General features: G+C 35.3%; 17 protein-coding genes and 1 tRNA gene. 11 read left to right on the top strand and 7 right to left on the bottom strand.

Annotated features, from left to right (window positions below):
* Window positions 1-18: 18 nt before the first annotated feature.
* Window positions 19-948: an isoaspartyl peptidase/L-asparaginase family protein gene (locus tag DFQ09_RS11485; RefSeq protein ID WP_115810467.1), complete on the top strand. Its 930-nt coding sequence runs from the start codon at window positions 19-21 to the stop codon at window positions 946-948.
* Between the two features lie 446 nt (window positions 949-1,394).
* Here the strand turns inward: DFQ09_RS11485 and DFQ09_RS11480 are convergent, their stop codons facing one another.
* Complete coding sequence (locus DFQ09_RS11480) at window positions 1,395-2,258, bottom strand: cyanophycinase (protein WP_115810465.1); 864 nt, start codon at window positions 2,256-2,258, stop codon at window positions 1,395-1,397.
* A gap of 97 nt (window positions 2,259-2,355) precedes the next feature.
* Here DFQ09_RS11480 and cphA point away from each other — a divergent pair, with 97 nt between their 5' ends.
* A complete protein-coding gene (gene cphA, locus DFQ09_RS11475; RefSeq protein ID WP_115810463.1) occupies window positions 2,356-4,998 on the top strand; it encodes a cyanophycin synthetase in 2,643 nt (880 codons plus the stop codon).
* 85 nt (window positions 4,999-5,083) lie between these two features.
* Here the strand turns inward: cphA and DFQ09_RS11470 are convergent, their stop codons facing one another.
* Window positions 5,084-5,344, bottom strand: a complete 261-nt coding sequence (locus DFQ09_RS11470) for a hypothetical protein (protein WP_115810461.1) — start codon at window positions 5,342-5,344, stop codon at window positions 5,084-5,086.
* Between the two features lie 276 nt (window positions 5,345-5,620).
* Between DFQ09_RS11470 and DFQ09_RS11465 the strand changes: the two genes are divergently transcribed.
* Complete coding sequence (locus tag DFQ09_RS11465) at window positions 5,621-7,033, top strand: aldehyde dehydrogenase family protein (RefSeq protein ID WP_115810459.1); 1,413 nt, start codon at window positions 5,621-5,623, stop codon at window positions 7,031-7,033.
* On the opposite strand, the gene DFQ09_RS11460 is transcribed toward DFQ09_RS11465, so the two are convergent.
* Window positions 7,030-8,040, bottom strand: a complete 1,011-nt coding sequence (locus tag DFQ09_RS11460; RefSeq protein WP_115810897.1) for an isoaspartyl peptidase/L-asparaginase family protein — start codon at window positions 8,038-8,040, stop codon at window positions 7,030-7,032. The genes DFQ09_RS11465 and DFQ09_RS11460 overlap by 4 nt on opposite strands.
* A 316-nt stretch (window positions 8,041-8,356) precedes the next feature.
* Here DFQ09_RS11460 and DFQ09_RS11455 point away from each other — a divergent pair, with 316 nt between their 5' ends.
* Complete coding sequence (locus DFQ09_RS11455; RefSeq protein WP_115810457.1) at window positions 8,357-9,586, top strand: metallophosphoesterase; 1,230 nt, start codon at window positions 8,357-8,359, stop codon at window positions 9,584-9,586.
* A gap of 110 nt (window positions 9,587-9,696) precedes the next feature.
* Complete coding sequence (locus tag DFQ09_RS11450; RefSeq protein WP_115810455.1) at window positions 9,697-9,993, top strand: thioredoxin family protein; 297 nt, start codon at window positions 9,697-9,699, stop codon at window positions 9,991-9,993.
* A 38-nt stretch (window positions 9,994-10,031) separates the two neighbouring features.
* Here DFQ09_RS11450 and DFQ09_RS11445 read toward each other — a convergent pair whose 3' ends face one another.
* Both DFQ09_RS11445 and DFQ09_RS11440 read right to left on the bottom strand, forming a co-directional pair.
* Window positions 10,032-10,697 (bottom strand): polysaccharide deacetylase family protein, encoded by a 666-nt coding sequence (locus DFQ09_RS11445; RefSeq protein WP_115810453.1) that lies wholly within the window; start codon window positions 10,695-10,697, stop codon window positions 10,032-10,034.
* A gap of 6 nt (window positions 10,698-10,703) precedes the next feature.
* Window positions 10,704-14,102, bottom strand: coding sequence for a glycosyltransferase family 117 protein (locus DFQ09_RS11440; protein ID WP_115810451.1), 3,399 nt, complete (start codon window positions 14,100-14,102; stop codon window positions 10,704-10,706).
* 151 nt (window positions 14,103-14,253) lie between these two features.
* On the opposite strand from DFQ09_RS11440, the gene DFQ09_RS11435 reads away from it, so the two are divergent.
* A tRNA-Gln gene (locus DFQ09_RS11435) sits at window positions 14,254-14,330 on the top strand.
* Between the two features lie 95 nt (window positions 14,331-14,425).
* Here the strand turns inward: DFQ09_RS11435 and DFQ09_RS11430 are convergent.
* Window positions 14,426-15,250 carry a universal stress protein gene (locus tag DFQ09_RS11430; RefSeq protein WP_115810449.1) on the bottom strand — a complete coding sequence of 275 codons (825 nt, stop codon included), beginning with the start codon at window positions 15,248-15,250 and terminating at the stop codon, window positions 14,426-14,428.
* A 154-nt stretch (window positions 15,251-15,404) separates the two neighbouring features.
* Between DFQ09_RS11430 and rimP the strand changes: the two genes are divergently transcribed.
* The 3 genes from rimP to infB all read left to right on the top strand — a co-directional run bounded on the left by rimP (window position 15,405) and on the right by infB (window position 20,017).
* Window positions 15,405-15,869 (top strand): ribosome assembly cofactor RimP, encoded by a 465-nt coding sequence (gene rimP / locus DFQ09_RS11425; RefSeq protein ID WP_115810447.1) that lies wholly within the window; start codon window positions 15,405-15,407, stop codon window positions 15,867-15,869.
* A gap of 13 nt (window positions 15,870-15,882) precedes the next feature.
* Window positions 15,883-17,115, top strand: a complete 1,233-nt coding sequence (nusA, locus tag DFQ09_RS11420) for a transcription termination factor NusA (protein WP_115810445.1) — start codon at window positions 15,883-15,885, stop codon at window positions 17,113-17,115.
* An 85-nt stretch (window positions 17,116-17,200) separates the two neighbouring features.
* Complete coding sequence (infB, locus tag DFQ09_RS11415; RefSeq protein WP_115810443.1) at window positions 17,201-20,017, top strand: translation initiation factor IF-2; 2,817 nt, start codon at window positions 17,201-17,203, stop codon at window positions 20,015-20,017.
* 75 nt (window positions 20,018-20,092) lie between these two features.
* Here infB and DFQ09_RS11410 read toward each other — a convergent pair whose 3' ends face one another.
* A complete protein-coding gene (locus DFQ09_RS11410; RefSeq protein ID WP_115810441.1) occupies window positions 20,093-20,470 on the bottom strand; it encodes an SPOR domain-containing protein in 378 nt (125 codons plus the stop codon).
* A gap of 298 nt (window positions 20,471-20,768) precedes the next feature.
* Between DFQ09_RS11410 and DFQ09_RS11405 the strand changes: the two genes are divergently transcribed.
* Window positions 20,769-22,058 carry a c-type cytochrome gene (locus tag DFQ09_RS11405; RefSeq protein WP_181897178.1) on the top strand — a complete coding sequence of 430 codons (1,290 nt, stop codon included), beginning with the start codon at window positions 20,769-20,771 and terminating at the stop codon, window positions 22,056-22,058.
* A 149-nt stretch (window positions 22,059-22,207) separates the two neighbouring features.
* Window positions 22,208-25,459 carry a TAT-variant-translocated molybdopterin oxidoreductase gene (locus tag DFQ09_RS11400; RefSeq protein ID WP_115810437.1) on the top strand — a complete coding sequence of 1,084 codons (3,252 nt, stop codon included), beginning with the start codon at window positions 22,208-22,210 and terminating at the stop codon, window positions 25,457-25,459.
* The last annotated feature ends 8 nt before the right edge of the window (window positions 25,460-25,467 follow it).

Below are 25,467 nucleotides of genomic sequence, written 5' to 3'. Positions count from 1 at the left end.
CAAACTTAAATGATACCCATGAAAACATTCTCAATAGCCATTCACGGAGGCGCAGGAACTTTAGTAAAAGGGATGATGACTCCTGAATTGGAAGCACAGTATAAATCGGCATTACAGTCGGCTTTAAATGAAGGTTATAAACTATTAGAAGACGGGAAATCGGCAGTTGAAGCTGTTGAAGAAGCCGTAAAATTATTAGAGAATTCGCATTTATTCAATGCCGGAAAAGGCTCCGTGTTTACAGCAACCGAAACGCATGAAATGGATGCCAGTATCATGGATGGTAAAACCTTGAATGCTGGTGGCGTGAGTTTAATTACAGGAATTAAAAATCCCGTGTCTTTGGCTCGTGATGTCATGGAAAAAAGCGAACATGTATTTTTAGCTGGAGACGGAGCGATGCAGTTTGCGAAAGAACTCAATTATAAGTTGGAAGATGCATCTTATTTTTATGATGAGTTTCGACACAAACAATGGTTAGAGATTAAAGATACTGATAGTTTTCAGTTAGATCATGCTACAAAAAAAGATTCAAAATTTGGAACCGTTGGCGCGGTAGCCTGCGATAAAGATGGTAACATCGCAGCAGCAACATCTACTGGAGGAATGACGAATAAAAAATGGGGACGTGTAGGCGATTCACCAATGATTGGTGCCGGAAATTATGCCAATAATAAAACCTGCGCCATTAGTTGTACAGGTAGTGGTGAGTTTTTTATTAGAGGTGTTGTAGCTTACGATGTAGCGTGTTTAATGGAGCATAAAGGGATGTCGGTAAAAGACGCTTCAAGTGAAGTCATTCATAAACGTATCCTCGAAATTGGTGGGGATGGTGGTTTAATTGCTGTGGATACTAACGGAAACATTGCGATGCCATTTAATACGGAAGGGATGTATCGTGGACAGAAATCTTCTGATGGGATTGATGATGTTTCTATTTATGGATAGGTTTGTGAGGTTATAAAGTTGCAAAGTTTCAGAGTTTCAGAGTTTCAAAATTGAAAACGATTAAGATATTGCTTCCAATGGGTGTTTGTGCAATTTTCTCGCAAAGGCGCTAAGACGCAAAGTGTTATTGTTTAAAAGGTTTTTGGAATTTATTTTTTGTTGAGATCTTTTTCTCTGCGCATCTCCGTGAAACCTCTGTTTATCTCTGTGCAATTTTCTCGCAAAGCTGCTAAGTCGCAAAGTGTTATTGTCTAAAAGCTTTATGAAATTTGTTTTTTGTTGAGATCTTTCTCTCTGCACATCTCCGTGAAACCTCTGTGTATCTCTGTGTAATATTCTCACTAAGACGCTAAGACGCAAAGTATAATTATGCAAAACGTTTTTACAACTCAGTAAGATCTAGTATATAGTAATGAGATCCCTTTTTTCAAAGGGATGTGTGTGTGTTAGATAAAAGGAGCTTCAATAGGCAACACTTTTACTTTTCGAGTTTTAATACTGTACTCATCTCCGTTAGATAATACATGAATCGTAAGGTTTGCCATAGTCATTGGCGTCCCTTCTTCTAGTATTTTTTCATTGTTATGTGTTAATGTGCTTCCATCAAAAACAATGACCATTCCAGAGCCAATTACGGTACAATCGTTTCCGTTTTTAATAATCATGCCAGTATCTTCAGCGAGTCCAAACCCTATTAAATTCGGGAATTTAGCAACAGCCTCCGATTGTCTTCCAAAGCGACCACGACGAATAAAATGAGTGTCTATAATCAATTCAGGAATCAAGCCTAAACCTTTATACATATTCACGGCACCTTTAATAAACGATTCCGAAGCACTTCCGCCAGCAATCATTTCGTTGGCCATTGCCATTGCGCCAGCACTTGTGCCTGCAATAACAAAACCAGCTTCATTAACGAAGCGTTCCGCTAGAATGGTGTGTATTATCGTTCCACCAATTTTATCGGTAATCTTAGATTGATCACCACCAGAAAACATAACGCAGTTCGCACTTTTTATAAGTTCAATAGCATGTTCCGTTTCAGAATCCTCTTTAGAGCGAATGTCTAAAACTTCAACGTTTTTACAACCCAATGTCGAAAAAGCAGTTAGATAATTTTCGCCAACTTCAACAGGAATACTAGATGCTGTTGGTATCACCACAATTTTGGCGTCAACTCCTCCAGCTTCTTTAACGACGTGGTACAAAATACCTTCGTCAATAAACTCTAGTGTGTAGATTTCGCTTTCTTCAATCCCTTTATCTTCATTTCCTCCAATAGGTATTAAAGTTCCCTTTATCTTCTGCATAATTTGTATCTAAAAATATTGCCCAAAAATAAGCCATTTTTTTTAGTGAAAAATACTATATTTAGAATCTTTCAATAACTAAAACAAACCAACGAACATGAAAATACGCGAAATTAATGCGATGAGAGGACCTAATTACTGGTCTGTAAGACGACATAAATTAATTGTAATGGTTCTCGATCTTGAAGAAATGGAAGAATTACCTTCTAATAAAATTGAAGGTTTCCCGGAGCGATTAAAAACTATGTTTCCTACAATGTATTCGCACCGCTGTTCTGAAGGTTGCGAAGGTGGTTTTTTTATGCGTGTTGATGAAGGCACTTGGATGGGGCATATTATAGAGCATATTGCTTTAGAGATTCAGACCCTTGCTGGTATGGATACGGGCTTTGGAAGAACTAGAGGTTACGGAGAGCATGGGGTTTATAGCGTTGTTTTTTCTTATATGGAAGAATCTGTTGGGCGGTTTGCTGCAAAGTCCGCCGTAAGAATTTGTGAAGCACTTATTGCAGGTGAAGCTTACGATATGACTGATGATATTCAGGAAATGAGAGAATTGCGTGAAGCCGATCGTTTAGGACCAAGCACAGGGTCTATTGTTGAAGAAGCGGAAGCACGAGGTATTCCTTGGATACGACTAAATAAATATTCATTGTGCCAGTTGGGTTATGGGGCGAATCAGAAACGAATTCAAGCCACCGTGACGTCTGAAACGAGTAGTATTGGTGTAGAGTTGGCCTGTGATAAAGAAGATACTAAATTTTTATTAGAACAAGCTGAGGTTGAAGTACCTCGTGGAGATATTATTCGTCGTGAACGCAGTTTACAAGAGGCTTGTGATTATGTTGGTTATCCTTTGGTAATTAAGCCTATTGATGGTAATCATGGTCGTGGGATTACTGTAGATATTCAAAATTATGAGGATGCACTAGCGGCTTTTCACCATGCGAAAGAAAGTTCTAAAAGTGGAGCTATTATCGTTGAAAAGTTTATTGTTGGTCAAGATTATAGATTACTAGTTATAAATAATAGGTTAGTCGCTGGAGCCATTAGAACTCCGGCACATGTGATTGGAGATGGGAAATCTACAGTTCAAGAATTAATAGATAAAGTGAATAGCGATCCTCGTCGTGGGTTTGGTCATGAAAATGTATTGACAAAAATCACTACGAACGAATTAACACTGACCATTATAAAAGATGCGGGTTATACCTTAGAATCTGTTATTGCAGAAGGTGAACGTTTAATATTAAAAGATACCGCCAATTTAAGTACGGGTGGAACAGCAGAAGATATTACAGATATTATACATCCTGCAAACGTAAGTATGGCAGAGCGTATTTCTAAAATTATTGATTTAGATATTTGTGGTATTGATATTATGACCACTGATATTTCGCAGCCTTTATCCGAAACTGGAGGAGCTGTTTTAGAAGTTAATGCTGGTCCTGGATTTAGAATGCACTTAGCACCAACATCCGGATTACCAAGAAATGTAGCCGCTCCGGTAATTGATAAATTATTTCCAAACAAAGGAGATACAGGTCGTATTCCAATTATAGCTATTACAGGAACTAACGGAAAAACAACAACGTCTAGATTAATGGCTCATATTGCCAAAATGAATGGCTATCGTGTGGGTTATACCACTAGTGATGGTGTTTATATTCAGAATCGCTTATTAATGACGGGGGATTGTACGGGGCCTGCAAGTGCAGAATTTGTATTGAAAGACCCGACAGTGAATTTTGCCGTTTTAGAATGTGCAAGAGGTGGCTTACTGAGAGCTGGTTTAGGCTTTAAAAAATGTGATGTCGCTATTGTAACTAATGTAGCTGCAGATCATTTAGGCTTAAAAGGTATTCATACAATAGAGCAATTAGCAAAAGTAAAAGGAGTAGTGCCAGAAACGGTTTTACCAGATGGCTATGCGATTTTAAATGCTGATGATGATTTGGTTTACGATATGCGACGTAGTTTAGATTGTAATGTTGCTTTATTTTCAATGGATGAAAACAATCCGCATATTAAAGCTTTACAACGCTTAAATGGTATAACAGCAGTTTATGAGAATGGTTACGTAACCATATGTAGAGGTGAATGGAAAATGCGCTTAATGAAGGCTGAAAATATTCCGTTGACTTATGGTGGGAAAGCAAAATTCATGATTCAGAACGTGCTAGCAGCCGTTTTAGGAGCACATGTACAAGGTATTAGTATTGAAGATATGAAAGCAGGCTTGGAAACGTTTATCCCTTCGGCATCACAAACACCTGGACGCTTAAATTTATTTGAATTTAAAGACTTTACTATTTTACTTGATTACGCTCATAATCCAGCAGGAATGAGAGCCTTACAAGCGTTTACTAATGAACTTGAAGCGACCGTAAAAGTTGGTATTATTGCAGGTATTGGAGATAGACGTGTAGAAGATAATAATGAAATGGGAGCGATTGCGGCTGATATGTTTGATGAGATTATTATTAGACAAGACAAGCGTTTAAGAGGTAAAACAGAGCAAGAATTAATTAAGATGCTAGATGATGGGATTAAGAAGCGCGATCCAAATAAGAAAACGACTATAATTCCATCAGAAAAAGAAGCGATTAAATTTGCCGTTAGAAATGCTGTCAAAGGTTCATTGATTATATTATGTAGTGATGTGATACCTGATGCTTTAGAATTGGTAAAGAAATTTAAAGAGCAAGAAGCGAATGGTGAATTAAACTATGCAGATTAATCCATTAGGAATTCTATAAACATAAAAAAGCCGAAACGTGAGTTTCGGCTTTTTTAATATGGTTAATAGCGTTTTTTATAATGGTTTAACAAAGCTTTATAGTCTTTACTCTAATTTGAAGACTTTTTCTGAAAGATTTGATACTGATGATTTCGTTATTCTTTTTACGATTCATTTTTAAAACTTTAGCTTTGATTTCTGGAGAAATAGCAGCTTCATTAGTTTCAGGCTTTTCCGTTTTAGTAGTTTCAACAATTGTAGTTTCGTTAGTCGTTTTTACATCTTGTTGTGCAAAACTTGTAAGAGACATTGTTAAAAATAATATGATGAATAAACCTTTTTTCATAATTGTAGGAAGCTATATTTGTTTTAACTTCGAGTCAAAGAAACGCAACATATTCAACGTGATTGAAAGTTTTAGATGAAATAGGTCGATAAACTGTTAAGTGGAAAACGCTCGTAAAAAATACCGATGAAATGCACTATATGCGCTTGTATCCCTTTAAATGCGTTGCGTTTTAAGTTAAATGATATGATTTGTTAGATTAAATACACTTCTAAATAAAAAATATCGACGAAGTGCTCAAAATGAGCTTGAAGTACCTGTAAATAAACAATTATTATGAATGATTTTAGGAATAACCCGTATTATGAATTGTTTTCAAAACAAAGCATCAATCAATATGCTGTAGGTAATCGTAGTTATAAGGAAAGGCTTAAAACTTTAAACAAACTTCAACACGCTATTGAGGTTATATATAGGACTCAAATTCAAGACGCCTTACAAAAAGATTTAGGAAAGCCCATTGTAGAAATAGAGCTCACAGAAATCTATGCTATTATTGGTGATATAAAATTTGCTAAGCAGAATTTGCATAGATGGATGCGAAAACAAAGGGTGGACACACCTATAGCGATGTTGGGCTCTAGTTCTTATATAAAGTACCAGCCTAAAGGGGTGTGTTTAATTATTTCGCCATGGAATTTTCCTTTCAATCTCACCTTTGGACCTTTAGTCTCTGCAATTGCAGCTGGTAATACCGTTATTATTAAACCTTCTGAGATGACACCAAATTCATCTCATCTCATGGCTAAGATTGTTTCAGATGTTTTTTCTGAAGATGAAGTTGCAGTGCTTCAAGGTGAAGTTGAGGTCTCTACACAATTATTAAAGCTACCTTTTAATCATATCTTTTTTACAGGCTCTCCAAATGTGGGGAAGATTGTAATGAAAGCCGCATCGGAACATTTGGCATCTGTAACCTTAGAATTGGGTGGGAAATCACCAACTATAATAGATAAAACAGCTAACATAGATAAAGCCGCAAAGAAAATAATGTGGGCTAAGTTTCTGAACTGTGGACAAATTTGTGTATCTCCAGATTATGTGTTGATTGATGCAAGTGTAAAAACTCAATTTATAGAGGCGTGTAAAAAGTGGCTTGATACGTTTTACAGCGATAATCCAAAAGCATCCGGTTCTTATGGAAGGATAGTCACTGATAAACATTTTGAGCGCTTAAGTTCTTATCTCGAAAATGCAAAAACGCTACATGCTAAATTTGAAGTCGGTGGACAAACCGATAGTGCTTCAAAATATATAGAACCAACTATAATTTCAGATTTAAAACCAGAAGCTAAATTGCTCGAAGACGAAATTTTTGGACCCATTTTACCGATTGTTACTTATGATAGTTTGGATATGGCCATTGCGTACATTAATTCTAAACCGCGACCATTAGCACTTTATATATATAGTAACAGTAAAGCCAATACGAATACGATTTTAAATAACACCAGGGCAGGAGGTACGTGTATTAATAATAGTGTATTGCATTATACCAACCATAATCTACCTTTTGGAGGAGTTAATAATAGTGGTATTGGTAAGAGTCATGGGTTTTTCGGGTTTAAAGCGTTTAGTAATGAACGCTCCGTAATGAAACAACATACGTTTGGAGTCACTGAATTGTTATTTCCTCCTTATACAGGATTTAAGGAGACATTAGCAAGGTTAACTATTAAGTGGTTTTAGGATTTATTAAAGTAATCGGATTGAATTTGCGCGTTCACCCCATCTTGAAATTTAGTCATGCTGAACCATTGGTGAATGGAGTAGCACCCAGATTCGCCTTTTTTATTAATGGCTATATAACCCACTTGAAAATCCATAAAATTACTATTCGGTTTCTTCACAATTCTATGAATCGCTTCTTCACAGGCTTGTTGAGGTGATCTACCTTGGCGCATCAATTCTACGACTAAAAAGCTTCCAACAGTTTTTATAACCTCTTCTCCCAAACCTGTAGCTACACAACCGCCAATGTCATTATCTATAAATAATCCGGAGCCAATAATAGCAGAATCACCAACACGCCCTCCGAGCTTGTAAGCTAGGCCGCTAGTAGTGCAAGCACCAGAAATGTCTCCATTTTTATCTAGGGCAAGTAATCCGATAGTGTCGTGATTTTCTATATTAATGATGGGTTTGTATTGGGCTTCAACCTTCCATTTTTCCCAAGCTTTTTTTGAGGCTTCTGTCAACAAATCTTCGGGTTCAAAACCTTTGGAAAGGGCAAATTGTTTGGCACCTTCACCAGCAAGCATAACATGTGGAGTATCTTCCATCACTTTTCTAGCTACTGAAACGGCATGTGTAATATTTTGAAGATATACTACAGACCCACAATTGCCATGTTTGTCCATTATAGAAGCATCTAAGGTGACCTTGCCATCCCTATCAGGTAATCCGCCTTTACCAACAGTTTGATTTTTTTTATCAGCTTCTTCAACTCTGCAACCTTGTTCTACTGCATCTAGAGCGTTTCCACCAGTTTGGAGAATTTCCATTGCTTTCGCTGTAGCCGCTTTAACATGCCACGTCGCAACAACTAATGGTAGTCCTTTTAAATCCGCGATAGCTTCTTCGTTTTGTTCTTTTGATTCTTTTGAAACTGCTTCATTACAACTCATCAATGAACCGCCTACAGCCAAACCAACACTTGTTAAAGATGCTGCTTTTATAAACTTTCTACGCTTCATATATGAATCTTTTAGAATTCTTATAGCCATAACAAAGGATATAACTATAACAAGCTATTACGAAAATGAAAGCATATAAAAAGGCGTTTAGTTTAAAGTTCATCAAAAAAAAATCTTATTTCAATGCCTCTAATATAGTAAAATACAGGCCAAGAACGTTCTTACACTATTCCTTTTTGCATTATAGATCTTGTTAGTGTAAATTTAAAATAGCAAAGTTTAGATGACTTTAAAGTCCTTAAAGAAAAACCTTTAACACTTTCATAAGATAAGTAGTATCGCATATCCTTAATTTTGTAAATTCAAAAAGAACAAAATGATTCGCTGGCTGCTATTTGCTATTTTATTTATAATACTTACGGTTTATGGTTTTCAAGCTATAAAAACAGTAACAAAACAAACTTGGGTTTATTATCTGTTTTTGGGTGTCGCTATTGTCGTGGTTGGGAATTTTATTTTTCAATTTACTGCGACTAGTGAAGGTCGTGTGTTAACAACCGCCAAAAGTTTTGCCTTCGGATTTTTATTGGCATTTATGGCTTTTAATGTGGTGTTGTTGCCGTTTTTAATAGGTGAAGATTTTATTAGAGGAGCTATTAGTGTGTACGATAAGTTTGTAACCAAAAACGATACGTTTTATTTACCATCTCGACGAAAATTTGTGAGTCAAGTTGCCTTAGGTTTAGCGGCAATACCATTTTCTTCTTTGCTTTATGGCATGTTTCAAGGTAAATATAACTTTAGAGTCCTCAATTACACATTGCATTATGAAGACTTGCCAGACGCTTTTGATGGGTATAGAATAACCCAGATTAGTGATATTCATTCTGGTAGTTTTGATAATCATGAAAAGGTAGAATATGCTGTAGATTTAATCAATGAACAACAATCTGATGTGTTATTATTTACAGGTGATATGGTGAATAATAAAGCCTCTGAAATGTTGCCTTGGTTGGAAACTTTTGGAAGATTGAAAGCCAAGGATGGGAAATTTTCTGTTTTAGGAAATCATGATTATGGGGATTATGTTGATTGGAATTCACCTGAAGAAAAAGCACAAAATCTTGAAGATTTAAAAACGATACAAAAAGATATTGGTTTCGATTTATTGTTAAACGAAAGTCGCTACCTCGAAAAGGATGGTCAACGTATTGCATTAGTTGGAGTAGAGAATTGGGGAAAGGGAGGTTTTATAAAAGTAGGAGACTTAAATAAAGCGGCATCTCAAATTCAGGCAGATGACTTTAAAATATTAATGTCACACGATCCAAGTCATTGGGAAGCGAAAGTGCTAAAAGATCCTTACCACTACCATTTAACCTTAAGTGGTCATACACATGGTATGCAGTTTGGGATTGAAATCCCGGGCTGGATAAAATGGAGTCCCGCAAAATGGCGTTATAAACAATGGGCAGGAATTTATACAGAATTAGGTCAGCATATCAATGTCAATAGAGGTTTTGGTTATCTAGGATATCCTGGTCGCGTTGGTATTTGGCCAGAAATCACAGTGATTGAGCTCAAAAAAGGCTCGAAAAGTGCGTAATTGTAAAGAATTGCTTATTTTTATGATATGAGTATCTTACTTGCAGTGTTCACTTATTAAGAGTATATGCAAGTTTGAAGTACTTATATATTTGACTAAAACTAAAACGTATGTCAAAATTTGGGGAATTAATAGATGTTGAGATTCCAGTACTACTGGATTTTTACACCGAACGAGAAGATCAATCTTTAGCTATGCATCCTATACTTAGAGATGTCGCTGCTGCATTAGGTGATAAAGCTAAAGTGATTAAGATTGATGTAGAGAAAAATAGAGAGCTTGCAGAAGCATTGCGAGTTAAAGGTTTACCAACTTTAATCATCTACAAAAATGGTGAAATGAAATGGAGACATAGTGGTGAACAAGATGCTAATACCTTAATTAATATAATACAAGAGTATATTTAGTCGGATCTTAGTTTTTTGAAGATACAACAAGACAGATTTTAATTTATACTTTTAAATTCAAAACCACGCTCACTGTAATATTCTAAAACCTTAGGGAGCACATATTTTAAATTTCGAGAGGCCTTTACGCTGTCATGAAATACAATTATACTACCTTCCTCAGCAGCAGAGGTTACATTTTTAAGGCAAGTTTCCTCCGTTACTGAACTGTCCCAGTCATAAGACAAAACATCCCATAAAACAATCTTATAGCCTAATTCTTGAAGTTGTTTGCTTTGCTTAGATTTAAATTTACCGTATGGAGGTCTAAAAAGAGGTGAGATTGACGACTTCTGATTAGCGACTTCTAAATTTACAATTGTAGAATCTATTAAGGATTGCGTTAATGCAACATCGTTAATATAGTCCTTGGCTTTATGTTTCCAACCTTTTAAATGGTTGTAAGTGTGGTTGCCAATGGTATGCCCTTCATTAATAATAGTTTGAAACATCTCTGGGTGTTTTTCAATATTATTACCAATACAAAAAAAGGTGGCTTTTGCGTTGTAAACTTTTAATGTTGAAAGTACCCAATCTGTAATTTCAGGAGTTGGGCCATCATCAAACGTTAAATAGAGTTCTTTATTTTTGGTATTGATATTCCAGATAAAATTTGGGAACACTACTTTTACAAAGTCTGGCGTTTTAGCTGGAATAATCTGCATACCTTATTAATTCTCTGGAGCTATTAAATCTACAGTGTCCTTAATAGTTTCATTAAAATCTAAATCACTTGGTATTTCTGGAAGCTCATCTTGGCTATAACGATTCATAAGTTCATCAAACAAGCTCAAATAACTATTAAATGTTTTTGTTTCTTGTAAGGCAAATTCTTTATCGTTGTAGATGACTAAAATATCGATTAAGGCTCTGTAGCGCTGTATGTCTATATAAATATCTTCTCCAACAATACGATCCTGATCCTCAATTGAAAGACTGCTGTAATACACTAAATTCTCTTGATATTTCTTCGCAACATCTTTGTAGAGTGCACGACCTTTTTCAACATTTCCTACTTCATAGTATGCACTAACATACGGTTCTAGTAACGAGTAAAAACCAAATTTGTCTACTGGCATTTTTTCCATAGCGATATCTGCTATTTCTTCGGCTTTATCTAGTTGATCTTCATTAATAAGACTTTCAATTAAACGTGCTAAATTTCCTCTGTAGGTGATACCATTTCTTCTCGTTTCAATATCATAGTACATCTCTTCTCCACTGCCTCCCCATTCCCAGTTCTTAACCATATCGTACATAAGGTCTGGATCTACACGACCCATATCATATGGGTTTGCTTTGTTTACAGGAGTTTTAATTGGTACTAATTTGTAGCACATACCATCGAGCTGTAAATAATCTTTTAGCCAAATGTAGTCTTCCGATCCAAATGCACCTCCTGTAAAATAAATAGGACGCTCCCAATTATTATTAGCGATAATATCTAACATTAAAAGACGGTTTTTATAGATGTAACTACCTTCAATTTGAGTGTACAAGTTATCTTCTATTTTATCGGCATCCTTTGGTTTAACGACACCATTTTTTAGAACCATTTCCTTATTTACAGGAATACTGATACTGCGCGTAGGAAAATAATTAGAATTCAATAAATGCTTTGGATACTGACTAGAATCTTCACCTTGTTTTTCGGCTACAAACTTAAATTTAGTACTAGGTTTTTCACTAGAAACAAAATCCATAAAGTCTTTAATAGGTAACGTATCCTTGGTGATTTCTCTTCTAATAATAACATCTCTTGTGCCACCTCTATATTGATTGTGCGTAAGCTGTGAAGGAATCGGATCACTTTCATAAGCTTTACGTTTCATTTGGTCAATGTACCAATCTGTTTGAAATAGACTCGTATTAACAACACGTACGTCTGTACGAACACCTTCTATCTCTTGCAAATACCACAAAGGGAATGTATCGTTATCTCCAATGGTAAATAGAATAGCGTTTGGTGCGCAAGATTCTAAATACTTACGAGCCATAGAATTTGTAGTGTACTTACCAGAACGATCATGATCGTCCCAATTATTTGCTGCTAAAACTCCAGGAACAATAACAAGACAAGCTAATGTGACTACAGGAGCTAAAAGTTTTGTTTTGAAGCGCGATTGTAAAAGGTCATAAATAGCGTACACTCCAAAACCAATCCAGATAGCAAACACATAAAATGAGCCGACAACGGAGTAATCACGTTCTCTAGGTTCAAATGGCCTAACGTTGGTGTAAAACTGAATAGCTAAACCGGTCAATAAAAAGAATACTAATAGTACCCAGAAACGTTTTAAATCAGAATACATTAAGAAAAAGAAACCTGCTAATCCTAATAATAAGGGTAAGAAATAATAGGTGTTTCTCGCCTTGTTGTCTAGCACATCTGTTGGTAAATTATCTTGAGACATGCCTATATGCCATGAATCTATAAAGTTAATTCCTGAAATCCAATTTCCGTTTTTGTGTGTGTATCTTCCTTGAATATCATCTTGTCGTCCTGTGAAATTCCACATAAAATAACGCCAATACATGTAGCCAAATTGGTATTGAAACATGTACATAATATTATCCATGAAGGTAGGTTTCTCTATAATCAGATACTGTTGCCCATAACGTTTTAGAAATTGATTATAACCATCGTAGTCCACTTCTCCATTGGCAACACTTCTTCTAAATTCATTGACTAGTTGGTCAAATTGTTGTTTTTCTCCAAGGGCATATTGTGCAGATTGCTCTTCTGTTAAACCAGCATTAAGTGCTTCATTGTACGCGCGTGTTTGTAAACTAGGGTCAACTTTAAAATCAATTAAGCCTGTAAACATCATGTAGTTTTCAGCATGTTCTGAGCTCCACATTCTTGGAAGTATAGACGCATGCTCATGGTTGTAATTCTGCTTGCTCTTTTCCCAGTCGTTTATAATAACATATTTCCCAGCCTCATCATCGCGTTCATAATTCTTTTTATCGTCAATAAATGGTTCGTCTTTATCTGCTCCAGAATATATTTCCGTAAAAAATGGCCCATAGAATAAATGTGTTTCAGGATATTGTTCTAAGTTGTAATAGGCTAAAAGTTCTCTCGCATCCGATGGGTTATTTTCATTAATAACAACTTGGGCATTCGCACGAATAGGAAGCATCATCCAAGAAGAGAAACCTATAAAAATAAACATTAGACATAACACTAAAGTGTTGGTGTGCTTCATGCCATTTTTTCGCGTATAATTCAGACCAAAATAAAATAAGGCGATAACCATTAGGCCTGTAATAATAGTTCCTGAATTAAACGGTAAGCCAATAGAATTTACAAAAAACACCTCTAAATAACCAAAAAGCTTTAAGGTTGAAGGCAATAGTAATTTAAATATAAAAAGTAAAATTGCGGCCGAAGCAATATTTGCAATAATGAAATTCTTTACCGTAATGGTTTTATAATTTTTAAAATAATAGAGTAATCCAATTGCAGGAATCGTTAATAATCCCATAAAGTGAACTCCAAAGGATAAACCAATAACAAAAGCGATGAGTATTAACCAACGGTTACCTCGAGGTTCGTTCATGTCTTGTTCCCAACGTAGTCCTAAATAAAATAAAACAGCCATTATTAGTGTAGCCATGGCGTACACTTCTGTTTCTACAGCATTAAACCAAAAAGAATCGGTAAATGTAAAAGCTAAACTGCCTACTAAAGCACTTCCTAAAATAGCATAAGCTTTGCTCGTGTTTTTGTCTTCGTTGTATTTGGTAAGTTTTACAAGCAATAGAGTAATTGTCCAAAACATAAAAAGAATGGTAAATGCACTTGCAACGCCACTCATCATATTCATTATGGCTCCAATCTGCGAAGGTTCTAAAGCAAACATGGAGAAAAAGGCACCAAACATTTGAAATAATGGTGCTCCTGGTGGATGTCCTACCTGTAATTTAGATGAGGTTAAAATATACTCCCCTGCATCCCAAAAACTAACGGTTGGTTCTATAGTAAGTCCGTAAACTACAACTGCTATGGTAAAAACAGACCATCCTAAGATGTTATTCCACTTTTTAAAGTTAAAATCTTTCATGAAAACGTTGCTTATTAATGCTGGCGAATTTACTAATTATTACCTAAACGTGCTCATTTTTAAGGTAACGTTAAGTATTTTTAAAAATTTTCTTGTTTTATTTTGCAAAAGTAAAACTTTGTATTAAATTTGCACCCTCAAAATAAGAGATTGGCCTATGGTGTAACTGGCTAACACATCTGTTTTTGGTACAGAAGAGTCTAGGTTCGAAACCTAGTAGGCCAACCAAAAGAAAAAAATCCTAATCGTATTGATTAGGATTTTTTCGTTTTTATAATATTCGATAAGGCTTAATGTTTTAGATCGCAGCGATTTGCTGTTGTTTATATCTTAAAAGTAATCACGGGTCGCTTTGCATGATTGACTAAATCTTCACTTATACTGCCATTAAAAAAATGAGCAATACCTTGTCTGCCATGTGTGCTTATTCCAATAAGATCGGCATCTAAATCTTTAGAAACATTTAATATGCCTTGCTCAACGGTGTTATCATTATGTATAGTAATGGTGTAATTATCAAATGTTTGTCCTGCTATAAAATCGTTGATTCTTGTGTTGGCTTCGTAAGATGTCATAAAGTTACTAGAGGTAATAACCAATAATAAATGAATTTTTGATCCGAAAGCTTGCGCAAATTTAACGGCTTGCTTGTAAGTTTCTTTATTGTCATTTTTAAAATCTGATGCAAAAACAAAATTAGATACATTGAAACTTTTGTGTTCATTTTTTATGACCAATACAGGTACATCAGAAAAACGAACCACTTTTTCAGCATTAGAACCTACAAACATTTCTTTGATTCCTGTAGCTCCATGAGATCCCATAACAATTAGATCAATATCGTATTCTTTACAAGAGTTTTTAATTTCATTAAAAGTGATATCTGCTTTTACGGTTTCATGAACAGGAATATTTTCTAAATAGTCTTGTGCCATCAAATTTTCAAATCTTTTTCTCGCTAACTTCATAAAAAATAAAGTTTCTGGAATATCACTTTGTGCATGACCGGGATCAGTTTGTTGCATCGGAATCTCCATCATGTGCAATAAATAGATCTCTGCATTATGAGCTTTTGCAAGCATAGCCGCTACTTTTAAAGCGTTTTCTGCTTGCTCAGAGAAATCTGTTGGAACGAGTATTCTATTCATATTTGTTGGTTTATGTTAGTCTTTCTAAATTTAAGGAAATAAATCCATATTACATAGCTTGGGTGATTTAATATAAATTACGTATATTTGCACCGTTATTTACTAAAAATGAATAAGCGAGAGGACGAAAAGTCCTCTCTTTTTATATCAACAAATGTTTAAGAAAATAGTAGAAGACTTATTACAAAACGCATTAGAAGAAAGGCAAGATCTGTTCTTAATAGATTTTTCTTTGTCTGGGGATAATGCAGTCAAAATCATAATAGATGGTGATAATGGCGTGTTAGTAGAAGACTGTATGTTTATAAGTCGGGCAATTGAACACGACATAGACAGAGAAGAACACGATTTTTCTTTAGAAGTTTTATCATCTGGTGCAGCAACTCCATTAATTTTGCCAAGACAGTACAATAAGCACATTGGCCGAAATTTAGAAGTAAAAACTTTAGATCATCAAGATTTAGAAGGTGAACTTACAGAAGTGAACGAAGATGGGGTGGTTTTAAGCTGGAAAGCGAGAGAGCCTAAGCCAGTAGGGAAAGGAAAAGTAACAGTCGCTAAAACAGCAGCTATTGCTTTTGATAATATTAAAGAAGCGAAAGTTAAAATAAAATTTTAATTCATATCAATATATGGAAAATATAGCATTAATTGAGTCATTTTCAGAATTTAAAGACGACAAATTAATAGATAGAGTTACGCTAATGGCAATTCTTGAAGATGTATTACGTAATGCATTGAAGAAGAAATATGGTGATGACGATAACTTTGATATCATTATAAACCCAGATAAAGGTGATTTAGAAATTTGGAGAAACCGTATTGTCGTTGCAGATGGTGAGGTAGAAGAACCAAATCAAGAAATCGAATTATCAGAAGCTCAGAAAATAGAGCCTGATTTCGAAGTTGGTGAAGATGTTGCAGAAGAAGTAAAATTAATTGACCTTGGAAGACGTTCGATTTTAGCTTTAAGACAAAATTTAATTTCTAAGATTCACGAACACGATAATACAAACATCTATAAGCACTTTAAAGAGCTAGAAGGTGAAATTTATACAGCAGAAGTACATCACATCCGTCACAGAGCAATTATTTTGTTAGATGACGACGGTAATGAAATTATACTTCCAAAGGACAAACAAATTCCTTCAGATTTCTTCAGAAAAGGAGAAAATGTAAGAGGGATTATTGAAAGCGTTGAATTAAAGGGTAGTAAACCGGCAATTGTAATGTCTAGAACATCTCCAGTATTTCTTGAGAAATTATTTGAACAAGAAATACCAGAAGTTTTTGATGGTTTAATTACAGTTAAAAAGGTGGTGCGTATTCCTGGAGAAAAAGCGAAAGTTGCAGTAGATTCTTATGATGATAGAATTGACCCAGTTGGTGCTTGTGTTGGTATGAAAGGTTCAAGAATTCACGGTATTGTACGTGAGTTAGGGAATGAAAACATTGACGTTATTAACTATACTAACAATATTCAACTTTTTGTAACAAGAGCATTAAGCCCAGCAAGAGTAACATCTTTAAAATTAGATGAAGAAAACATGCGTGCAGAAGTGTTATTGAAACCAGAAGAAGTTTCAAAAGCTATTGGTAGAGGTGGTCACAACATTCGTTTGGCTGGTCAACTAACAGGTTACGAAATTGACGTATTTAGAGAAGGTGCAGAAGAAGATGTGGAATTAAAAGAATTCTCCGACGAAATTGAAGGTTGGGTAATTTCAGAATTTAGCAAAGCTGGCTTAGATACTGCAAAAAGTATTTTAGAACAGGATATTGTTGATTTAGTGAAGCGTACAGATTTAGAAGAAGAAACAATCTTAGATGTCATTAGAATTCTAAGAGAGGAATTTGAAGAATAATATCCATTTACTTTGGAATGAATTTTGTAATTCATTTTGAAGTTGAATTGGTATAACATATATTTAAGTATTTTACAGGCAATTTATGGCTCAAACAACAAGATTAAATAAAGTATTAAGGGAATTGAATATCTCAATAGATCGTGCTGTGGATTTTTTAGAATCCAAAGGTGTGGAAATTGAGAAAAGCCCTAATACTAAAATTTCGGCAGAGGTTTACAAAACGCTTTCAGATGGATTTCAGACAGATGCATCTAAGCGTGAAAAAGCTCAAGAGGTAAGTGAAGCAAAACTCAAAGAAAAAGAGGAGCTTCGCGAACAAAGAGAACGCGAAATTGAAGAGAAGCAAAAGCAAAAAGCAGAACGAGAATCTGTAGTTAAGGCTAAAGCTGAGTTAAGTGGCCCAAAACAAGTCGGTAAAATTGACTTAGATACAAAGCCTAAAACCGAAAAGAAGGTAGAACCTAAAGCTCCAGAAGTTAAGGAAGAACCTAAAGCAGAAAAACCTGAGGTAAAGTCTGAAACACCTAAGGAAGAACCAAAAGTTGCTGAGAAACCGAAAGAAGCTGAGAAACCGAAGGAGACTGAAAAAGTTGAAAAGGTAGAGAAAGTTGAAAAGGTTAAAAAAGTTGCGGAGGTTAGCAAAATTGAAAAAGAGGTTGAAGCTAATAAACCAAAACCTAAAGTAGATTCTAAAAAAGAGGAAGCTCAAACGACTCCAAGTGCTCCTGTAGAAGAGACACTAAAAACACAATATAAAAAACTTACAGGTCCAGTTACTACAGGTAAAAAGATTGATTTATCTCAATTTAATAAGCCTAAGAAGAAAAAAGTAGAAACGGCTAAACCTGGTGATGCTAACAAACGTAAGAGACGTAGAATTAGCAAAACTGGTACTGATACACCTGGCAAACCAAACTTTGATAATAAAAGAGGTGCACCAAGAGGTCGCGGTGGTAATAATGCTGCAAGACCAAAAGTGGTTAAGGAAGAGCCAACTGAAGAAGATGTTCAAAAACAAATCCGTGAAACTTTAGAAAAGCTTCAAGGAAAATCTAATAAAGGTAAAGGAGCTAAATATCGTAGAGATAAGAGAGATCAACACCGTCAACAATCTGAAATCGACCAAGAGATTGCAGCAGCAGAAAGTAAAACTATTAAGGTTACTGAGTTTGTTACTGTAAGCGAAATGGCTACGATGATGGAAGTTGGAGTAACACAAGTTATCTCAGCATGTATGTCTTTAGGTATGATGGTTACCATGAACCAAAGATTAGATGCAGAGACATTAACTATTGTTGCAGAAGAGTTTGGTTTTGATGTAGAATTTATCAAAGCAGATATTGAAGAATCCATTGTAGTTGTTGAAGACGATCCTAAGGATTTAGTTGAAAGAGCACCAATTGTTACCGTAATGGGTCACGTTGATCATGGTAAAACTTCATTATTAGATTACATACGTAAAGAGAATGTAATTGCTGGTGAATCTGGTGGTATTACACAGCACATTGGTGCTTATGGGGTACAGTTAGAAAACGGTCAAAAAATAGCATTTTTAGATACACCAGGTCACGAAGCCTTTACAGCGATGCGTGCGCGTGGTGCTCAAGTTACAGATATTGCTATTATTGTTGTTGCTGCGGATGATGCTATAATGCCTCAAACAAAAGAAGCGATTTCTCATGCACAAGCTGCGGGAGTTCCAATCGTATTTGCGATTAACAAAATTGATAAACCAGATGCAAATCCTGAAAAAGTAAAAGAAGGTTTAGCACAAATGAATCTTTTAGTAGAAGATTGGGGTGGTAAAATTCAATCTCATGACATCTCTGCTAAAGTAGGAACTGGTGTAAAAGAATTATTAGAAAAAGTATTATTAGAGGCAGAACTTTTAGAGTTGAAAGCGAACCCTAATAAAGCAGCAAGCGGAACAGTTGTAGAAGCATATTTAGATAAAGGTAGAGGTTATGTATCAACAATTTTAGTACAAGCAGGTACATTAAAAGTTGGTGACTACGTTTTAGCTGGTAAGAATAGTGGTAAAGTAAAAGCCATGCAAGATGAGCGAGGACATGATGTTAAAGAAGCTGGTCCTGCAACCCCTGTATCTATTTTAGGTTTAGATGGCGCGCCACAAGCAGGTGACAAGTTTAATGTCTTCTCTGATGAACGTGAAGCGAAACAAATTGCTACTAAACGTGCACAGTTACAACGTGAGCAATCCGTTAGAACGCAACGTCATATTACACTTGATGAAATTGGAAGACGTATCGCTCTTGGTGATTTCCAAGAATTGAATATTATCCTTAAAGGTGATGTTGATGGTTCTGTGGAAGCATTAACAGATTCATTCCAGAAATTATCTACTGAAGAAATTCAAGTCAATATTATACATAAAGGTGTTGGTGCCATTACAGAAAGTGATGTGTTATTAGCAACAGCGTCTGACGCTATTATCGTCGGATTTAATGTAAGACCTGTTGGAAATGCAAGAATGATTGCTGATAAGGAAGAAATTGATATCAGAACATACTCAATTATCTATGCAGCCATTAATGATCTTAAAGATGCTATGGAAGGTATGTTATCTCCTGAAGTTAAAGAAGAGGTGACAGGTACTGCTGAAATTAGAGAAATATTTAAAGTATCTAAAATTGGAAACATTGCAGGTTGTATGGTTATGAATGGTAAAATCTATAGAAACTCTGGAATCAGAATTATTAGAGATGGTGTTGTTGTTCATACAGGTACACTAGAGGCTTTAAGACGTTTTAAAGATGATGTTCGAGAAGTATCTAAAGGTTACGACTGTGGTATGCAAATTAAAGGCTATAACGACATCTCAGAAGGTGATGTTATTGAAGCATTCCAAGAAGTAGAAGTTAAGAAAAAGTTGAAATAACAACTTCATAAGTTATAAAAACAAAAAAACCGACAAGTGATTGTCGGTTTTTTTATGCAGTTAAATGAAATCTTATTAGTCCGTTTTAGGCTGAAAAATAATAGCGTTCATATATTCCTTTTTAATTTTTGCCCATGCACGATCGGCTTCTAAACGATTAACAAAGTTACCTACCCAAACTTTATAATTTGGAGTGTTCCAAACAATTTCCGCTGGCCATTCATCAAATAAGTTTAGGAAGTTTTGTTTTTCGCGTTGCGCCATATCAATATCGACATTTTGATATACTTGGATTCTAAATACCTTAGTGGTTTTAATATCCTTCTTGTATTCTAGTAATTTATCAATATCACTATCTTGGCTTACATTGACTACTCCTTCTTGTGCAGGCAACGCAAAGGTTAGGCTTAAACCTAAAATTATAAGCGCAAAAGTTTTATTTTTTAATTTCATAAGTTAAATTTATTAGGCAAAGGTAAAATTTTCAATGTAACCTTTGCTATTTTTTTTATTGTCATTTCAATGGTAATCAATTGCGATTCAAGCTGTCGATATTTAAGGAACGAATATTCACACATAAAATTTCAAAATGGTTTATTTAGAATTAGTATAAATTATCTATTAACACTTCTCTAAGATTTTCAAAATCGACTTTAAATGTTACTTTTGCCTGAGTTTTTTACAAACATCTTTTTTCACTTTTTTAATGAAAAAACCGTACCAAAGTTTAGAAGATAATCCAACTTATAATATGAAACAGGTGATTTACTGTAGTTTAACCTCGAAGATTTTTAGTCTTTGTCTTGTTCTATTGCTTTCTTTTTCAACCTCCCTTATAGCTCAAGAAGGTGATCCGGTGAACGGAAAATCGCTCTTTAATTCTAATTGTGCAGCATGTCATAAATTAGATAAGCCTATGACAGGTCCCGCTTTACGTAATGTTGAGGCTAGATTGGCTGATGAGCAAGGTTTAGATAGAGCATGGCTTAACGCATGGATTAGAAATAGTTCATCATTAATTAAAAGTGGTGATGCATACGCTGTAAAGATTTACAACGAATACAACCAAACAGCAATGACTGCTTTTCCTCAGTTAAGCGATCAGGATATTTCTGATATGTTAGCTTATACTGCTGCACCGGCTCCTGAGCCTGTTGTGGCTCCTGTGCCAGTTGGTGGTTCTGTGCAAGAAGGTGGTGTGTCAAATGATTTAATTCTTGGAGCATTGGCATTGTTATTTGCATTATTAGCAATGGCATTGGTTTTAGTGAATCGTACATTAAATCGTTTTGCAGAAGCTAAAGATATTAAAGTTGTTACTGAGCAAGAAAAAAGAACACCGTTATGGAAAGCTTTTGCTCAAAATCAATTTTTAGTATTGGTTACGGCTATTATCTTTTTACTAGCTAGTGGTTATTTTGTATATGGTTACTTTATGCAGGTAGGTGTAGATCAAGGTTACGAGCCTGTTCAGCCTATTCATTATTCACATAGAATTCATGCTGGTGATAATGGTATCGATTGTAAGTACTGTCACTCGTCTGCTAGAGTGAGTAAAACTTCTGGTATTCCTTCATTGAATGTTTGTATGAATTGTCATAAGTCAATCTCAGAAGTAGCGCCAGAAACGTTAGCTGAGGGTATGGATGAATACAGTGTTGATTATAATGGTGAAATCCAAAAGTTATATGATGCTGTCGGATGGGATGGTACTGGTTATACTGGTGAATCTAAACCAGTGAAATGGATACGAATCCACAACTTACCTGATTTTGCGTATTTTAATCACTCACAACACGTAGAAGTTGGAGGTATAGAATGTCAGACATGTCATGGTCCTGTTGAAGAAATGGAAATCATGTATCAGCATTCTCCATTAACTATGGGATGGTGTATTAACTGTCACAGAGAAACTAACGTAAAAGTTAAGGATAACGACTATTATACTAAAATTCACGAAGAACTATCTAAAAAATATGGTGTTGATCAGTTAACTGTAGCACAAATGGGTGGTTTAGAATGTGGTAAATGTCATTACTAAAACTCGTTTTTTGTAATTCTTAAGAGATTAGGGATTGTATTAAAGAGAAAAAAATAAAATTTAAAGAGTTAAATATTTAGATGGAATTGATTGAAGTTTTTAAAAGCTTAAATCTTAAATTCGCAAATCGAAAATTATAAATAAACACTATGTCATCAAACAAGAAATACTGGAAAAGTGTTGAAGAGCTAAACGAGAATAGCTCTATTGTTGAGGCGCTTCAACAAAATGAATTTGTAGAAGAGATTCCTACAGATGAATTTTTGGGTGATAAAGATTCCTTAGAGTCTTCATCTACATCGCGTCGTGATTTCTTAAAATACGTTGGTTTTAGTACTGCAGCAGCTTCTTTAGCCGCGTGTGAAGGTCCAGTGATTAAGTCAATTCCTTATATAGTGCAACCAACGGAAATTATTCCTGGTGTTGCTAACTATTATGCAACTACAATTGCAGATGGTTTTGATTTTGCCAGTGTTTTAGTTAAGACAAGAGAAGGTCGTCCTATTAAAATTGAAAATAATACGGATGCCTCATCTAATGGTATTGCAAATGCTAGAGTTAACGCTTCAGTATTAGGATTGTATGACAACCTTAGGGTTAAGTCACCAATGAAAGGTGAGTCTACAATTTCGTGGGATACTTTTATGTCTGAAACGACTTCGAAATTAAATGGACTTAATGGTAAACAAATTGTGTTATTAACGCAATCGATGCCAAGTCCTTCAACAAATAAATTAATTGCAACTTTTAAATCTAAGTATGGTAACGTGAATCACGTTGCTTATGATGCGGTTTCAGAGTCTGCAACTTTAGACGCATATCAAGCTAAGTACGGTACAAGAGGAATGGCTAATTACGATTTCTCAAAAGCCATGACCATTGTAGCTATTGGTGCTGATTTCTTAGGGGATTGGCAAGGTGGTGGTTTTGAGTCTGCTTATGCTAAAAAGCGTATTCCTGCTAATGGTAAAATGTCTAGACATATTCAGTTTGAATCGAACATGTCTTTGTCAGGTGCCAATGCCGATAAGCGTGTACCATTAACACCAAGTCAACAAAAATTAGCGCTTGCTAAATTATATAGTTATGTAACAGGTGTTGCATTGCCTGGATCTTTACCAGAGGCTTTAGATAAAGCGGTAAAAGATGCAGCAAAAGAATTAAGTCAAGCTGGTAGTAATGCAGTTGTTGTTTCTGGAATTCAAGATGTGAATGCACAAACAACGGTTTTAGAAATTAATGAGCATTTAAGAAGTAAAGCTTTTGATCCTAAAACAACTATTAAAACGAGACTTGGAAGTAATAAAGCAGTTACACAATTAGTAGCTGATATGAAGGCAGGTAAAGTTGGTGCAATCATCATGAATGGTGTAAACCCAATGTATACATTACCAAATGCTTCAGATTTTAAAGAAGGATTAGCAAAGACAGATTTATCGGTTGCGTTTTCAATGAAGCAAGACGAAACATCAACGAACTGTCAATATATTGCTGCAACTCCTCACAATTTAGAATCTTGGGGTGATTTCGAATTTAAATCTGGTCATTATTCAATGATGCAGCCTACAATTCGTCCTTTATTTGATACGAAGCAATTTCAAGAAGTATTAATGAGCTGGACAGCAACGTCTGGGTCTTATAGAGATTATTTAAAATCTGTTTGGACAGAAAGTGTATTAAATGGTTCTTCATTTAATAAAGCTGTTCAAGATGGTGTTTTTGTAACAGGTACTTCGGTAAGTGGTTCTAATGGATCAACTACAACGACTTCTACAACAACAGAATTAGAAGATAAAAAAGATAGAACATTCTTAGGCGGGGTTATTCATGATGTTGCTGTTGGTGTTGGAATAAAGGAAGAAGACAAAGACGGATATAAGACAACAACGTCTACTACCACTGTAAATAACGGTAATAACGTTGATACGGCATCTGTTTTAACAGGTGGTACTGCAGCAAGAGCTCTAGCAGCTTCTGCAAAAGATGGTAACTTAGAATTGTCACTTTATACCAAAGTAGGTATGGGAGACGGACAACAAGCTAACAATCCATGGTTACAAGAATTTCCTGATCCAATTACAAGAACATCTTGGGATAATTATCTTACAGTATCACAAGCTGATGCTAAAGCTTATGGTTTAATTAACGAGAATGTCGCTAATGGTGGTCTTAACGGAAGCTATGTAGATGTTACCGTAAACGGTGTTACCGTATCTAAGGTGCCAGTATTAATTCAACCAGGTCAAGCTAAAGGATCGGTTGGTATGGCATTTGGTTTTGGAAGAACTTCCAAAGCACTTAAAGATGAAATGAAGACTGGTGTTAATGCTTACCCATTATACCAAGGCTTTAATTCAGTTCAAGAAGTAACAATTAGTAAAGTAGCTGGTGAGCATGAATTTGCTTGTGTACAGTTGCATAATACTTTAATGGGACGTGGTGATATCATCAAGGAAACTACATTAGAGATATTTAATACAAAAGATAAGAAACATTGGAATGCTGTTCCTCAAGTGTCTCTTAATCATATAGAAACTCCTGTAACATCTCCAGATGTAGATTTATGGGATGAGTTTGATCGTTCTATTGGACATCACTTTAATTTATCAATTGACTTAAACGCTTGTACAGGTTGTGGCGCATGTGTAATAGCATGTCACGCTGAAAACAACGTACCAGTAGTTGGTAAATCTGAAATGAGACGTAGTAGAGATATGCACTGGTTGCGTATTGACCGTTATTACTCTTCTGAAGATTCTTTCAAAGATGACTTAGATAAGAAAAATAACATTTCAGGATTAGGTAGTTCATTAAGTGAGTTTGCTGAATTAGAAAATCCAGCAGAAAGCCCTCAAGTGGTATTCCAACCGGTAATGTGTCAACATTGTAATCATGCTCCTTGTGAAACTGTTTGTCCTGTTGCTGCAACAGCACATGGTCGTCAAGGTCAAAATCACATGGCTTATAACCGTTGTGTAGGAACAAGATATTGTGCAAACAACTGTCCTTATAAAGTTCGTCGTTTCAACTGGTTCTTATATAACAAGAATGATGAGTTTGATTACTACATGAATGACGATTTAGGTCGTATGGTATTAAATCCAGATGTTGTAGTAAGATCTCGTGGTGTAATGGAAAAATGTTCTATGTGTATTCAAAAAACACAAAAAACAATTCTAGATGCTAAGCGTGATGGACGTCTTGTTAAAGATGGCGAATTCCAAACAGCTTGTTCTGCAGCCTGTGGAAATGGAGCTATGGTATTCGGTGATATCAATGACAAAGAGAGTGAGATTACTGCATTGAAAGATGGAGATCGTATGTATCATTTATTAGAGTACGTAGGTACAAAACCTAACGTCATCTATCAGACAAAAGTGAGAAATACATCAAAAGCGTAAATTAAATT

Origin of the sequence: Winogradskyella pacifica (assembly GCF_003386275.1) — a bacterium.
Taxonomy (GTDB): domain Bacteria; phylum Bacteroidota; class Bacteroidia; order Flavobacteriales; family Flavobacteriaceae; genus Winogradskyella; species Winogradskyella pacifica.
The sequence above is the reverse complement of the archived record's forward strand: the minus strand, read 5'-3'. Positions and strand labels throughout refer to the sequence as shown.